This window comes from Pantoea sp. GM_Pan_4, from assembly GCF_026541005.1.
GTDB classification, from domain to species: Bacteria; Pseudomonadota; Gammaproteobacteria; order Enterobacterales; family Enterobacteriaceae; genus Pantoea; species Pantoea dispersa.
In genome coordinates this window covers 129,278-143,487 of sequence record NZ_JALNUZ010000007.1, presented here as the reverse complement: position 1 = coordinate 143,487, position 14,210 = coordinate 129,278, and the positions used below count along the sequence as shown (strand labels likewise).

10 protein-coding genes are annotated in these 14,210 nt (G+C 59.9%); 7 read left to right on the top strand and 3 right to left on the bottom strand.

Going from position 1 to position 14,210, the window contains the following annotated elements; translation table 11 throughout:
* Positions 1-545: 545 nt before the first annotated feature.
* Positions 546-1,644 (top strand): peptide chain release factor 2 gene (gene prfB / locus OXR61_RS15650; protein ID WP_152999247.1). Its coding sequence is split into 2 segments (ribosomal slippage): positions 546-620 and positions 622-1,644, totalling 1,098 coding nucleotides; the frame shifts between segments, so codons are not numbered across the junction.
* A gap of 9 nt (positions 1,645-1,653) precedes the next feature.
* Complete coding sequence (gene lysS / locus OXR61_RS15645) at positions 1,654-3,174, top strand: lysine--tRNA ligase (protein ID WP_021506681.1); 1,521 nt, start codon at positions 1,654-1,656, stop codon at positions 3,172-3,174.
* A 285-nt stretch (positions 3,175-3,459) separates the two neighbouring features.
* Here lysS and OXR61_RS15640 read toward each other — a convergent pair whose 3' ends face one another.
* Complete coding sequence (locus OXR61_RS15640; protein WP_021506683.1) at positions 3,460-4,086, bottom strand: hypothetical protein; 627 nt, start codon at positions 4,084-4,086, stop codon at positions 3,460-3,462.
* Between the two features lie 391 nt (positions 4,087-4,477).
* Here OXR61_RS15640 and OXR61_RS15635 point away from each other — a divergent pair, with 391 nt between their 5' ends.
* A complete protein-coding gene (locus tag OXR61_RS15635) occupies positions 4,478-5,641 on the top strand; it encodes an MFS transporter (protein ID WP_021506684.1) in 1,164 nt (387 codons plus the stop codon).
* Here the strand turns inward: OXR61_RS15635 and OXR61_RS15630 are convergent.
* Positions 5,638-6,558, bottom strand: coding sequence for a LysR family transcriptional regulator (locus OXR61_RS15630; protein WP_021506685.1), 921 nt, complete (start codon positions 6,556-6,558; stop codon positions 5,638-5,640). The genes OXR61_RS15635 and OXR61_RS15630 overlap by 4 nt on opposite strands.
* 110 nt (positions 6,559-6,668) lie before the next feature.
* On the opposite strand from OXR61_RS15630, the gene lysA reads away from it, so the two are divergent.
* Both lysA and OXR61_RS15620 read left to right on the top strand, forming a co-directional pair.
* Entirely contained in the window at positions 6,669-7,922 is a 1,254-nt protein-coding gene (gene lysA, locus OXR61_RS15625; protein ID WP_021506686.1) for a diaminopimelate decarboxylase, read from the top strand.
* Entirely contained in the window at positions 7,922-8,374 is a 453-nt protein-coding gene (locus OXR61_RS15620; protein WP_021506687.1) for a GNAT family N-acetyltransferase, read from the top strand. The genes lysA and OXR61_RS15620 overlap by 1 nt, the downstream gene beginning before the upstream one ends.
* Positions 8,375-8,609: 235 nt before the next feature.
* Here OXR61_RS15620 and galR read toward each other — a convergent pair whose 3' ends face one another.
* Positions 8,610-9,611, bottom strand: a complete 1,002-nt coding sequence (gene galR / locus OXR61_RS15615) for an HTH-type transcriptional regulator GalR (RefSeq protein ID WP_031279486.1) — start codon at positions 9,609-9,611, stop codon at positions 8,610-8,612.
* Between the two features lie 196 nt (positions 9,612-9,807).
* On the opposite strand from galR, the gene OXR61_RS15610 reads away from it, so the two are divergent.
* Together OXR61_RS15610 and OXR61_RS15605 are read left to right on the top strand one after the other, a co-directional pair.
* Positions 9,808-12,081, top strand: coding sequence for a molybdopterin-dependent oxidoreductase (locus tag OXR61_RS15610; protein WP_031279488.1), 2,274 nt, complete (start codon positions 9,808-9,810; stop codon positions 12,079-12,081).
* A 311-nt stretch (positions 12,082-12,392) separates the two neighbouring features.
* Complete coding sequence (locus OXR61_RS15605) at positions 12,393-14,123, top strand: penicillin-binding transpeptidase domain-containing protein (protein ID WP_021506690.1); 1,731 nt, start codon at positions 12,393-12,395, stop codon at positions 14,121-14,123.
* Positions 14,124-14,210: the final 87 nt, after the last annotated feature.

The following is a 14,210-nucleotide window of genomic DNA, read 5'->3' as shown; positions in this document are numbered from 1 at the left end:
TCCTCATGCCTCTCAGGGCATGTTGTCGCCCGTTCACGTTAACGGGCCTGAATGCAGTCTTTCCCTGTCACGAATACTCCTGAGCAACGTGGCTGACAGACAGAACGCAATAGATGAAGCACGAACCCCTGAGATTCCGCCAGGGTGCAGAAAGGATAAGGTGCGCACTGGCCGGTTGATGGCCAGGACAGCGCAGCATTGCGCAGGCTAATCGCGCTATATCACGCTTCGAACCAGACATTTCTGATGGTGGAGTTTTAATGATTTTGTCTGAGAAATCATGGGTTTTAATGACGCCAGCTGGCGTTTATTGCCGTGATTATGTAGGAAAATTCTGAAGACGCACCGCGCCGGTGGCGAATGACAGCGGGATTTCTGGCAACCGCCATACCGGCCGGTTTCCAGAAGTGGCGCAATTATTTTCTGCCGGTTCATACGCGGTATAGCCATTGATGTGCAAAGCTACAAACCAGGCGCGCTTTCGGGTAAACTAGCGCGTTACTTTTATCTCCTCTCACCGAATCGTCAAAAAAGACTGAAAAGCCATGTTTGAAATTAATCCGGTCAAAAATCGTATCCAGGACCTCAGCGAGCGCAGCAGCGTTCTTAGGGGGTATCTTTGACTACGATGCCAAGAAAGAACGCCTCGAAGAAGTAAACGCCGAGCTGGAACAGCCGGACGTCTGGAACGAACCTGAACGCGCGCAGGCGCTGGGCAAAGAGCGCGCCTCGCTGGAAGCGGTGGTTGAAACGCTCGACCAGATGCAGCAGGGGCTGGAAGATGTGCAGGGTCTGCTGGAGCTGGCGGTTGAAGCCGACGACGAAGAGACCTTCAACGAAGCCGTGGTCGAGCTGGACGCGCTGGAGGTGAAGCTGGGTGAACTGGAGTTCCGCCGTATGTTCTCCGGCGAATACGACAGCGCCGACTGCTACATGGATATTCAGGCTGGCTCCGGCGGCACCGAAGCGCAGGACTGGGCCAGCATGCTGCTGCGCATGTATCTGCGCTGGGCGGAAGCCAAAGGCTTCAAAACCGAGATCATCGAAGAGTCCGAAGGCGAAGTGGCCGGTACCAAATCAGCCACCATCAAAATCATCGGTGATTACGCTTACGGCTGGCTGCGTACCGAAACCGGCGTTCATCGTCTGGTGCGTAAGAGCCCGTTCGACTCCGGCGGTCGTCGTCACACCTCCTTCAGTTCGGTATTTATTTACCCGGAAGTGGATGACAACATCGACATCGAAATCAACCCGGCCGACCTGCGTATCGACGTCTATCGCGCCTCGGGTGCCGGTGGTCAGCACGTTAACAAAACCGAGTCAGCGGTGCGTATTACCCACCTGCCGACCAACATTGTGGTGCAGTGCCAGAACGACCGCTCACAGCATAAGAACAAAGATCAGGCCTTCAAACAGCTGCGTGCCAAGCTGTATGAATACGAAATGCAGAAGAAGAATGCCGACAAGCAGGCGGCGGAAGAGAACAAGTCGGACATCGGCTGGGGCAGCCAGATCCGTTCATACGTTCTTGACGATTCGCGCATCAAGGATCTGCGTACCAGCGTAGAAACGCGTAACACCCAGGCCGTACTGGATGGCGATCTTGACCGTTTTATTGAAGCAAGTTTAAAAGCAGGGCTATAAGGAACCGACATGTCTGAACAACAACCGCAGAGCGCTGATGCCGCCCTTGAGTTAAACAACGAACTGAAAGCGCGTCGCGAAAAACTCAGCGCGCTGCGTGAAAAGGGCGTGGCGTTTCCTAACGATTTCCGCCGTGACACCACCTCCGATCGTCTGCATGCCGACTATGACAGCAAAGAGAACGACGAGCTGGAAGCGCTCGGCGTTGAGGTGAGCGTAGCCGGTCGTATGATGACCCGCCGCATCATGGGTAAAGCGTCGTTCGCCACCCTGCAGGATGTAGGCGGTCAGATCCAGATCTACGTTTCGCGTGACGATCTGCCGGAAGGCGTCTACAACGAGCAGTTCAAAAAGTGGGATCTCGGCGATATCCTCGGCGCGCGCGGTAAGCTGTTCAAAACCAAAACCGGCGAGCTGTCGATCCATATCTCTGAGCTGCGCCTGCTGACCAAAGCGCTGCGTCCGCTGCCGGACAAATTCCACGGCCTCGCCGATCAGGAAACCCGTTACCGTCAGCGTTACCTTGACCTGATCTCTAACGACGATTCGCGCAAGACCTTCAAAATTCGCTCACAAATCATGGCCGGCATTCGTCAGTTCATGGTTAACCGCGACTTTATGGAAGTGGAAACGCCGATGATGCAGGTGATTCCGGGCGGCGCGTCCGCGCGTCCGTTCATCACCCATCACAATGCGCTCGACATCGACATGTACCTGCGTATCGCGCCGGAGCTGTATCTGAAGCGTCTGGTGGTCGGCGGTTTCGATCGCGTGTTTGAGATCAACCGTAACTTCCGTAACGAAGGGATTTCGCCGCGCCACAATCCAGAGTTCACCATGATGGAACTCTATATGGCGTATGCGGATTACAAAGATCTGATCGAACTGACCGAGAGTCTGTTCCGTACCCTGGCGCAGGACGTGCTGGGCACGACGGAAGTGCCTTACGGTGAGCACACCTTCGATTTCGGCAAGCCGTTTGAGAAGCTCACCATGCGTGAAGCGATCAAGAAATACCGTCCTGAGACGGACCTCGCCGATCTGGATGACTTTGATAAAGCCGTGGCGATTGCCAACGCGCTGCACATTAAAGTGGAGAAGAGCTGGGGTCTGGGCCGCGTGGTGACCGAGATCTTCGAAGAGACCGCCGAAGCGCACCTGATTCAGCCAACCTTCATCACCGAGTATCCGGCAGAGGTGTCACCGCTGGCGCGTCGTAATGACGAGAACCCGGAAATCACCGACCGCTTTGAGTTCTTCATCGGCGGCCGTGAAATCGGTAACGGCTTCTCCGAGCTGAACGATGCGGAAGATCAGGCTGAGCGTTTCCTGCAGCAGGTTAACGCGAAGGACGCCGGTGATGACGAAGCGATGTTCTACGACGAAGACTACGTCACCGCGCTGGAGCACGGTCTGCCACCGACTGCGGGTCTGGGCATCGGTATTGACCGTCTGGTCATGCTGTTCACCAACAGCCACACCATTCGTGACGTGATCCTGTTCCCGGCTCTGCGTCCGACCGGTAAGTAATCAGGTTGCCTTCACCCTCACCCTAACCCTCTCCCATGGGGAGAGGGGACTTGCCTGTACCCCGGTGGGAGAGGGCCGCTGTGGTTTTCTCCCTCTCCCTGTGGCAGAGGTCAGCTCTGGTTTTCTCCCTCTCCCCGTGGCAGAGGACAGCTGTGGTTTTCTCCCTCTCCCCGTGGCAGAGGACAGCTCTGGTTTCTCCCTCTCCCCGGTGGCAGAGGTCAGTTCTGGTTTTCTCCCTCTCCCCGTGGGAGAGGGCCGGGGTGAGGGCATCAGCGCGCACCCAACCTAAGACTTCACCACCCCATCCAGCCACGCCTGGAACCGCGCATAAGGCACATACAGCGCCACATCTTTAAACAGCGTTTTGCCGCTCTTATTATCATCAATCCGACTGCTATAGCCGACAATCACCCCGGCCAGCGTGTCGTCGCTGGCGTTATACACCGCGCCGCCGGACATGCCTTTCACCACGCCGGCATTGGCCGCCACCACCACGCAGCTGGCCTTATTCCAGTCATTGCTCAGCGTCGTATTGATCAGATTTTTGCCGCTTGATGCCACCGGCAGCGCGGAGATAAAGCTATACCCATACAGATTAACGTTGTCGCCGATATGGCTGTTGCGGAACTGCGGGGGCAGATTGGCTTCTTTATTCGCATGATAAACCACGGCGATATCGCACTCCGGATGCCAGGCCTTCACCCGATACAGCGAATATTTGGCCACGTGTGCCGCCGTCAGGCTATATTCGCGCGTCAGGGGGATAGTGGTGCCCAGCGCACCCATGCCGAGCACGGTGGGGATGCCGGTAACGGTCATATCGACGCGCCTGGCCGCTTCTGAGCTGTATTCATAGTGCCCGACCGAACAGCCGCTTAAGCCGCCGATCGCCAGCGCGATGATCCATCGCATAACTCTGTCCCCCTGTTGTGTTGACGCCGCATTACCGGGCAATCCATTGGGGTATCGGCAATGTGCGACCATCCTTTACTGCCTGATTTAACGCCAGAAAGCGCCGTCGCTGTGACAGCGATCACAACCTGTTATCAAGCGTAGTCTGTTATCGCCGTCCTGTCTCAGTGATGCATAAGCGACACTTTTTAGCGCCGGCATTATTGCCGCGCAGGCAAAATAGCCTTGCTGCCGCCCGGGTGGTTGATAGCCGGAGGCTGTGCTTTAATAGCAGACTGTGACGCAGTTCAAAAATAAACATCCCCGCACTGTCGGAGGGATACGCGTCTGTCTTAACCGTACGGCGTTCGTCGTGCGGCCCGCCTGCAAAATTATTTTGGGAGAGTGTGTTATGCCTGTTGCATTACTGGCGCTGGCGCTGAGTGCGTTCGCCATCGGCACCACGGAGTTCGTCATCATGGGGTTACTGCCGGAAGTGGCGGGTGACCTGCAGGTGTCGATTCCTTCTGCGGGCTGGCTGATCAGCGGCTATGCGCTGGGCGTGGCTATCGGCGCGCCAATCATGGCGCTGCTGACCGCGAAACTGCCGCGTAAACGTACCCTGATTCTGCTGATGATCATCTTCATCATCGGCAACGTACTCTGTGCGCTGGCTTATACCTATAACCTGCTGATGCTGGCGCGCGTCATTACCGCGTTGTGTCACGGTGCGTTCTTCGGCATCGGTTCAGTGGTGGCGGCCAGCCTGGTGGCACCGAGCCGTCAGGCGTCGGCGGTGGCGCTAATGTTTACCGGTCTGACGCTGGCCAACGTACTGGGCGTGCCGCTCGGCACCTGGTTTGGTCAGCTGTTTGGCTGGCGCGCCACCTTCTGGGGCGTGGCGATTATTGGCATCCTCGCGTTCATCGCGCTGATCGTCAGCCTGCCGACTAACAAAGATGAAAAACCGGTGCACCTGGCAAGCGAAATCAGCGCGCTGGCCAACGGCAAACTGTGGCTGTCACTGCTGATGACGGTGTGTTTTGCCGCCGCGATGTTTGCGCTGTTCAGCTACATTGCGCCGCTGCTGCTGCAGGTGACCGGCATCAGCGATCGCGGTGTCAGCTGGACGCTGTTCCTGATTGGCGCTGGCCTGACGGTGGGTAACATTGTTGGCGGAAAACTGGCGGACTGGAAAGTGTCGTTCAGCCTGATCCTCAGCTTTTCGCTGATCGCCGTGTTCTCGCTGCTGTTCAGCTGGACCAGCCATGCGCTGTGGCTGGCAGAGATAACCCTGTTCCTGTGGGCGATGGCGACCTTCGCCACCGTGCCGGGCCTGCAAATCAACGTGGTGCGCCACGGCAAAGACGCGCCGAACCTGGTGTCGACGCTCAACATCTCGGCCTTCAACGTCGGTAACGCACTTGGTGCGTGGGTGGGCGGCGCAGTGATCGACAAAGGCTATGGCCTGACGGCGGTGCCGGTCGCGGCAGCAGCGCTGGCGGCAGCGGGCTTAGTGGTTTGTCTGCTGACCTTCCGCAAATCGGGCGGTCAGCGCGAGACGGTGCGCGCTTAAGCCAGCCGCTGGGCGATGCGCTGCGGAAAGGTGGCCACCTGCTGCTGCAGGTGGTCGCAGAAGTGATCGACCAGCGCCGATGCCGGCCGATGCTGTGGCCGCACCAGGCTCACCGTGAACGGCACGGCAATACTGAAGCGGCGCATCACCACGCCGCTGTCGGCGTAATCCAGCGCCGTCAGCGGATTAACAATCGAAATACCCACCCCGGCGCGCACCATCGCGCACACCGACGCGGCGCTGTGCGTCTCCAGCACCAGCCGCCGCTCCACCTGCTGCTCATGGAACAGCGCATCCAGCAACTGACGATAGCTATCGCTGCGCGACAGGCTGACATAGTTTTCACCGTGAAAATCCTGCGGCGTCAGCACCGCCCGCTGACACAGCGGATGCTGCGGCGGCAGCACGCACACTTCATCACAGGTCAGCAGTGCCAGGCGTTCAGTCCCGGCGGGTGCATGCTGGGTTTCGGTCAGACCGAGATCGTAGCGCTGCGCCGACAGCCACTCCTCCAGCAGCGGCGACTCCTGCGGAATAATATTCAGGCTCACCTGCGGATAGCGCTGTAAAAACGGCTGCAGCAGCGGCGGTAACAGCGACTGGGAAAAAACCGGCAGGCAGGCGATGGACAGCTCGCCCTGGCGGAAATTGCGCAGCCCTTCGGCGGCATCCATGATGCGATCCAGACCGTACCACGAGCGCTGCACCTCTTCGTACAGCCGCAGCCCCTGCACGGTGGGCTGCAGACGGCCGCGCACCCGCTCAAACAGCTGTAAGCCCAGCTGCTGTTCCAGCCGCGCCAGTTCGCGGCTCACCGTTGGCTGCGAGGTATGCAGCAGCGTGGCAGCCTGGGTCAGATTGCCGCTGGTCATCACCGCGTGAAAGATTTCGATATGCCGCCAGTTAATTTTTGCCATCGTCGCCTCCATGTCATCCATATCATATTTGCATAGCTGATGCTTAAACAGATATTTTTCTGCATCACTGTGCTGTGGCTAAATGACAGCAACGACTCAGGAGAATGCTCATGCCACGTCCACTTAACGATTCCCAGACGGCGCTTAACGCCACAAATCTGCTGCCGCTGGCGCAGCGCTACAGCGGCCCGTTCTGGGCTTACGATGCCGAAATCATTCAGCAGCGTATTGCGCAGCTCAGCGCGTTTGACGTGGTGCGCTTTGCGCAAAAGGCCTGCTCGAATATTCATATTCTGCGGCTGATGCGCGCTGCCGGCGTCAAGGTCGATTCGGTCTCGCTCGGCGAGATCGAACGTGCGCTGGCCGCCGGTTTTCAGCCGGGCGGCGAGGATATTGTGTTCACCGCCGATGTGCTGGACTCGCCGACGCTGGCGCGCATCGCCGAGCTGAAGGTGCCGGTGAATGCCGGCTCAGTGGATATGCTGCATCAGCTCGGCGCGGTTTCGCCGGGTCACAGCGTCTGGCTGCGCATTAATCCGGGCTTTGGCCACGGTCACAGCCAGAAAACCAATACCGGCGGCGAAAACAGTAAGCACGGCATCTGGCACAGCGATCTGCCGCTGGCGCTGGCGGCGATTCAGCAACACGGCCTGCAGTTGGTGGGGCTACATATGCACATTGGCTCCGGCGTCGATTATGGCCATCTGCAGCAGGTGTGCGACGCGATGGTCGACCAGGTAGTGGCCTTTGGCCAGGACCTGCAGGCCATTTCGGCGGGCGGTGGGCTGTCGATTCCTTACCGCTTTGGTGAGGAGGCGATTGATACGCAGCACTATTACGGGCTGTGGAACGGCGCGCGCGAGCGTATCGCGGCGCACCTCGGCCATGCGGTGAAGCTGGAGATCGAGCCGGGCCGTTTCCTGGTGGCGGAGTCGGGCGTGCTGGTGTCGCAGGTGCGGGCGGTGAAGCAGATGGGCAGCCGTCACTTTGTGCTGGTGGATGCCGGTTTCAGCGATCTGATGCGTCCGTCGATGTACGGCAGCTATCACCATATTTCGCTGCTGCCTGCCGATGGCAGCGCGCCGGGTGAGGCGCATGTGGAGAGCGTGGTGGCCGGGCCACTGTGTGAGTCGGGAGATGTGTTTACCCAGCTGGAAGGGGGCAAAGTGGAAACCCGCGCGCTGCCAGCGGCACAGGTCGGCGATTATCTGGTGTTCCATGATACCGGCGCTTACGGCGCATCAATGTCCTCCAACTACAACAGCCGTCCGCTGATCCCGGAAGTGCTGTTTGAGCAGGGCGTGCCGCGTGAGATTCGCCGTGCGCAGACCATTCAGGAACTGCTGGCGCTGGAGCTGAACTGATGCGCATCGTGCCGCTCAGCAGTGTGCCGCATCACGCCAGCCAGATCACCGACTGGCTATGGCAGGCGTTTGGTGACGGCACCTCGCGCGCGTTTTACGACAGCATTGTACGCAGTAGCCTGAACGGTGCCGCGTTTCCGGTGACCTTTGTCGCGCTGGACGAGGATGACGTGCCGCACGGCACGGTAGGGTTCTGGCGCTGCGATTTGATTAGCCGTCAGGATCTCTATCCGTGGGTTGCCGCGCTGTATGTGGATGAAGCGGCGCGCGGGCAGGGACTGAGCGCCGCCCTGCAGCAGCACGTGCTGGACTATGCCCGCCAGCGCGGCTATGCAACGGTGTGGCTGTGGTCAACGTTTGGCGGCTACTACGAGCGATTCGGCTGGCAGTATCAGTGTGATGCGCTGGAGTTTCCTGAGGTGCAGGTGAAGGTGTATTCGCAGGATTTATAGGAGGTTGGGTGCGCGCTGGCCCTCACCCCAACCCTCTCCCGCAAGCGGGCGAGGGGGCTGACCGTGCTCTCTGGAACGTCCCCTTTCCGCAAGGGCTGACCGCGCGCGCTGGCCCTCACCCCAACCCTCTCCCGCAAGCGGGAGAGGGGGCTGACCGCGCTCTCCTTGCCGCGCGCTCTGGAACGTTCCCTCTCCCTCAGGGAGAGGGTTAGGGTGAGGGAAAGCCCGCACTCGTTTAACCTGGTCCACCCACCGAATGCCGCCTGACCAGCGTCGGGCTAAACATATTGGTCACCTCCGGCAGCGCGGTGCCGTTGGCCAGCGCCAGCGCCAGCTGCGCGGCCTGCTGCGCCATGGTCACAATCGGATAGCGCACCGTGGTCAGGCGCGGACGCACGTAGCGCGACACCAGCACATCATCAAAGCCAATCAGCGACATCTCTTCGGGCACGCGAATGCCGTTATCGCTCAGCACCGCCAGCGCACCGGCGGCCATCGAATCGTTGTAGCACGCCACCGCGCTCACCTGCTTGCCGCGTCCGAGCAGTTCCGTCATTGCCTGCTCGCCACCGACCTCATCCGGTTCTCCCCACGCCACCAGCCGGTCGTTGCACGGCAGACCGTGCTCCTTCAGCGCATCGTAGTAGCCCTGCAGCCGATCTTCGGCGTCAGAAATGGTGTGCGTCGAGCAGATAAAGGCGATCTGCGTATGACCCTGCTGAATCAGGTGGCGCGTGGCCAGCCAGGCGCCGTAGCGGTCATCCAGCGCAATGCAGCGCGACTCAAACCCCTGCAGCAGCCGGTTCAGCAGCACCATGCCCGGCACCTGCTTCATCAGCAGCTCTAAATCGTCATCGGGAATTTTCTTGGCGTGCACCACCAGCGCAGCACAGCGATGGCGCATCAGCTGTTCAATCGCCTGACGCTCTTTCTGCTCATTATGGTAACCGTTACCAATCAGCAGAAAGTTGCCGGTTTGCCCGGCGACTTCATCGACCGCTTTCACCATCGCGCCAAAAAACGGGTCTGACACATCGCCTACCACCAGCCCGAGCGTTTCGGTGGATTGCTGCGCCAGCGCGCGGGCATTGGCGTTCGGGTGATACTGCAGCTGTTCCATGGCCTGGGTAACGGCGAGGCGCGAACTCTCGCTGGCTTTGGGCGAATTATTGATGACGCGGGACACGGTCGCGACCGACACCCCCGCCATGCGGGCAACATCCTTAATAGTAGCCATGCAATGGTCGACATCCGGGAAAACGTTTACACATGCTCTCAGTGTTACGGAAAAGCCCGGCAGCCGCAACCCGCCAGAATGTCAGCGCTGTCGCAAAAGTGCGGAAAATCAGACGCTCACGGTGAGGCTTTAGCCCGGTAACGGCACCGTGCTATGCTGCCAGCCTGAATCACACCTGCCTGCCGGACGCATAACCATGAAAACTCGTGTGCCGCACCTTGCGCACTGGGGCGCGTTTACCGCCGTCACCGAAAATCAGCGCCTGATTGCCTGCGAACCTTTCTTCGCCGATGCCGATCCTTCCCCGATGATCCACACTATCCCTGAACTGGTGTACTCGGATAAACGCATCCGTCAGCCGATGGTGCGCCGTTCGTGGCTGAAGTCGCGTGAAAACAGCGATCGCACGCTGCGCGGCCGGGAAGATTTTGTCGCCGTGGACTGGGACACCGCGCTCGATCTGGTGGCGGAAGAGAACCGCCGGGTGCGCGACCGCTACGGCGCTTCCGGCATTTTCAACGGTTCGTACGGCTGGTCATCAGCCGGTCGCGTTAACCACGCGCGCACCCTGATTCGTCGCTTCTATTTCCAGGGCGGCGGTGGCGTTGATCAGCAGGGTAACTACAGCTGGGGCGCGGCACAGTTCTTTCTGCCGTACGTGATTGGCACTTATATGCCGCTCACCGGCCGCGTCACCGACTGGCCGCAGGTGGTGGAGCATGCAGAAATTTTCGTCGCCTTTGGCGGCCTGGCGCTGAAAAATGCGCAGGTGGCCTCCGGCGGCGCCGGCGAGCACAGCCTGAAACCGGCGCTGCAGCAGCTGAGCGCCAAAGGCACGCCGATCATTAACATCAGCCCGATGCGCGATGACTGCCCGGCATTCGTTAACGCCGAGTGGATTCCGATTCGCCCGAACACCGACGTGGCGCTGATGCTGGCGCTCGGCTATGAAATTACCCGCCGGAACGCGATCGATGAGGCTTTCCTCGCCAGCCACTGCACCGGCTGGCCGCAGTTGCGTGCCTATCTGCTGGGCGAAAGCGACGGCGTGGCGAAAACGCCCGCGTGGGCCAGTGCGATAACCGGCATCCCGGCAGCGCGTATCGCACTGCTGGCGCAGCAGCTGGCGGGCAAACGCAGCTTTATCACCTGTGCTTATGCGGTGCAGCGCGCCCATCGCGGCGAGCAGCCGTACTGGATGATGATTGCGCTCTCGTCGATGCTGGGCCAGCCGGGACTGCCGGGCGGCGGCTTCTCTTTTGGCCATGGTTCAATGAACAGCGTCGGCAATCCGCGCCAGGAAGGCCCGGCGCCGCTGATGAGCACCGGCCCGAATCCGGCGAACCTGTCGATCCCGGTGGCGCGCATCAGCGACATGCTGCTCAATCCCGGCCAGCCATATGCGTTTCAGGGCGAGACGCTGCACTATCCCGACATTCACCTGGTGCACTGGGCAGGCGGCAATCCGTTCCATCATCACCAGCAGCTCAACCGACTGGTCGAGGGCTGGCAGCGTCCGGATACGGTCATCGTGCAGGATATCGTCTGGACGCCCGCGGCGCAGATGGCGGACATCGTGCTGCCGGCCACCACCACGCTGGAGCGCAACGACATTGGCGGCTCGTCGCGTGACCGCTTCGTGCTGGCGATGCACCAGGCGATTAAACCGCAGCATCAGGCGCGTAACGACTTTGATATTTTTGCCGATCTGGCCGATCGCCTTGGCTACCGCGATCGCTTTACCGAAGGACGCAACGAGATGCAGTGGATTGAGCATCTTTACCAGCAGTGTGCGCAGGCGCATGCGCAGCTGGACATCGCGTTCCCGGAGTTCGAGGCATTCTGGCAGCGCGGCTTTGTTGAGATTCCGCAGGGCGGCAAGCCGTACGTGTTTATGGATGATTTCCGCGCCGACCCGCAGGCGCATCCGATTCACACCGCCAGCGGCAAAATTGAGCTGTTTTGCCAGACCATCGCCGATTACCAGCTGGCGGATTTCGCCGGGCATCCGGAGTGGCGCGCGCCGCAGGAGTGGCTTGGCGCAGCGCTCAGCGCGCAGTTCCCGCTGCACATGATTTCGGTGCAGCCTGCGGATCGCCTGCACAGCCAGCTGGATGCTACCGCCACGGTGCAGGCCGGCAAAACCGCCGGTCACGAAACGCTGTATATGCACGTTGACGATGCCGCCGCGCGCGGTATCAGCGACGGCGATGAGATTGAAGTGAGCAACGCGCGTGGCCGTATGCTGGCTGGCGTCCGCCTGACGGACGGCCTGACGCCCGGTGTGGTGATCATCGCCACCGGCGCCTGGTTCGATCCCGGTTTTGGCAAAGCGTGGCAGCCGTGGGACCGCGCCGGCAACCCTAACGTGCTGACGCTCGACATCGGGACCTCGTCGTTAACTCAGGGCCCGAACGCCATGAGCTGCCTGGTGGAAATTAAAAAACACGCCAGTTGCACAATCGGCTAACAATCTCACCGCTGGTTACATTTTGCCGGTAACTGTTGCGTTTGAGTGATAGTTTCTGCGCTGAGCAACTTGCTACAGTCAGGGTCCCAGAGGTATTGATGGGTGAACATCAACAGTTTTCTTGATTACACCGACCTGCGCAGATGCGCAGGTTTTTTTTGCCTGCGATCTGCCGGTGTGAAGCGTCCCGTTGCGGTGACCTCAATCGGGCATAAACGAACTGATACATTGTTTTCCTGTCAACTCGCTTTACCTTTCTTTATAACTGCAGCTAACCCCTTTGGATTCATCTTTTATCGCAGCGGATCGCCATGCCCCCGATTAAAAAATTTCTGGGAAAAGACCAGATTAAAGCCCCGTTTAACCCGTTTCGTTTTCGTCTGATTTGTCTGGGCGTATTAGGCTGCATGGGCCTGCTGCTGGCGCGCGTCGGCGATTTGCAGCTGATCAATCATCCGATGCTGGAGCACGAGGCCGACCAGCGCTCGCTGCGTACCGTGACGCTGCCGACCAACCGCGGCACGCTGCTCGACCGCGACGGCCAGGCGCTGGCGCTCAGCGTGCCATCGCGCGATATCATCGCCGATCCGCTGCGCGTGCTGGAGGCCAATCCCGATTTCACCAGCGCCAAATGGAGCTATCTGGCGGCGGCGCTGAATCTGCGACCGGACGAGCTGCGCGCGCAGATCACCGCCAATCCGAAAAAGCGCTTCCTCTATCTCGGGCGCAAAATCGAGCTGGGCATTGCCAAAGATATTGCTGAGCTGCACCTGAAAGGCATCAGTTCGGTGTATGACGACAGCCGTTTTTATCCGATGAGTGAAGCCGCGGCGCCGCTGATTGGCATCGTCGGGGCGGACAACAACGGGCTTAACGGGCTGGAGAAGGGCTTTGACCGGGTACTGCAGGGCGAGCCGGGTAAAGAGGTGTATCGCCAGGACGGGGACGGCAACATTATTGCGATGATCGATTACGAGCCGCCGAAGCAGCCGCCGACGGTGCAGCTCAGCATCGATAAGTTTGACCAGTTTACGCTGTACAGCAAGCTGCGCGACGGCGTGCTGCTCAACAAGGCCGATTCGGGCGCGGCGGTGCTGGTGAAGATCGACACCGGCGAAATCCTCGCTATGGCGTCTTATCCGTCGTTCAACCCCAACAATTATGACAACGCCACGCCGGCGCAAATGCGCAATACCGCCATCAACGACAGCTACGAGCCCGGTTCGACGGTGAAGCCGCTGGTGGTGATGGAAGGGCTGCAGCGTCATCTGGTGCGCCCCGATTCGGTGATCGACACCACGCCCTACAGCGTCAACGGCCACCTGATCCGTGATGTCGGCCACTGGCCGCGGCTGACCATGACCGGCATTTTGCAGAAATCCAGCGACATCGGCGTGTCGCACATCGCGCTGGCGATGCCGGCGGAAGCGCTGGTGAACACCTACCAGGCTTTTGGACTCGGCAAGCCGACCGGGCTGGGGCTGACCGGTGAGAGCGTGGGCTACTTCCCGCTGCATCGCCAGCGCTGGGCGGACATTGAGCGCGCCACCTTTTCGTTCGGCTACGGTCTGCGCGTAACGCCGCTGCAGATTGCGCGTGAGTACGCCACGCTCGGTTCGTATGGCGTCTATCGCCCGCTGTCGATCACCAAAGTGACGCCACCGGTGCTGGGCAGGCAGGTGGCGGATCCACAGATCGTGCAAACCGTGGTGCACATGCTGGAGAGTGACGTGCTGCCGGGCGGTACCGGGGTGAAAGCGGCGGTTCCGGGCTACCGGCTAGCGACCAAAACCGGTACCGCGGAGAAGATGGGCAGCAGCGGCAAATATGACGGCGGCTATGTCAACTACACCGCCGGCATCGCGCCGGCCAGCCATCCGGAAGTGGCGCTGGTGGTGATGATTAACCATCCTACCGCTGGCGATCACTTTGGCGGCTCGGTGGCCGCGCCGGTATTCGGCAACATCATGGGGCCGGTGCTGAAACACATGAACGTGGCACCCGACGCGATTTACAGTAAACCGGCATCAGATAAATCTTAACGAAATCAGGATGTAAACGCGCAGTCGAGCTTTTCACACCTCGTTGCATTTCGCCGAACTCCGTTGCGATTTGCGGCTGTTATCCGT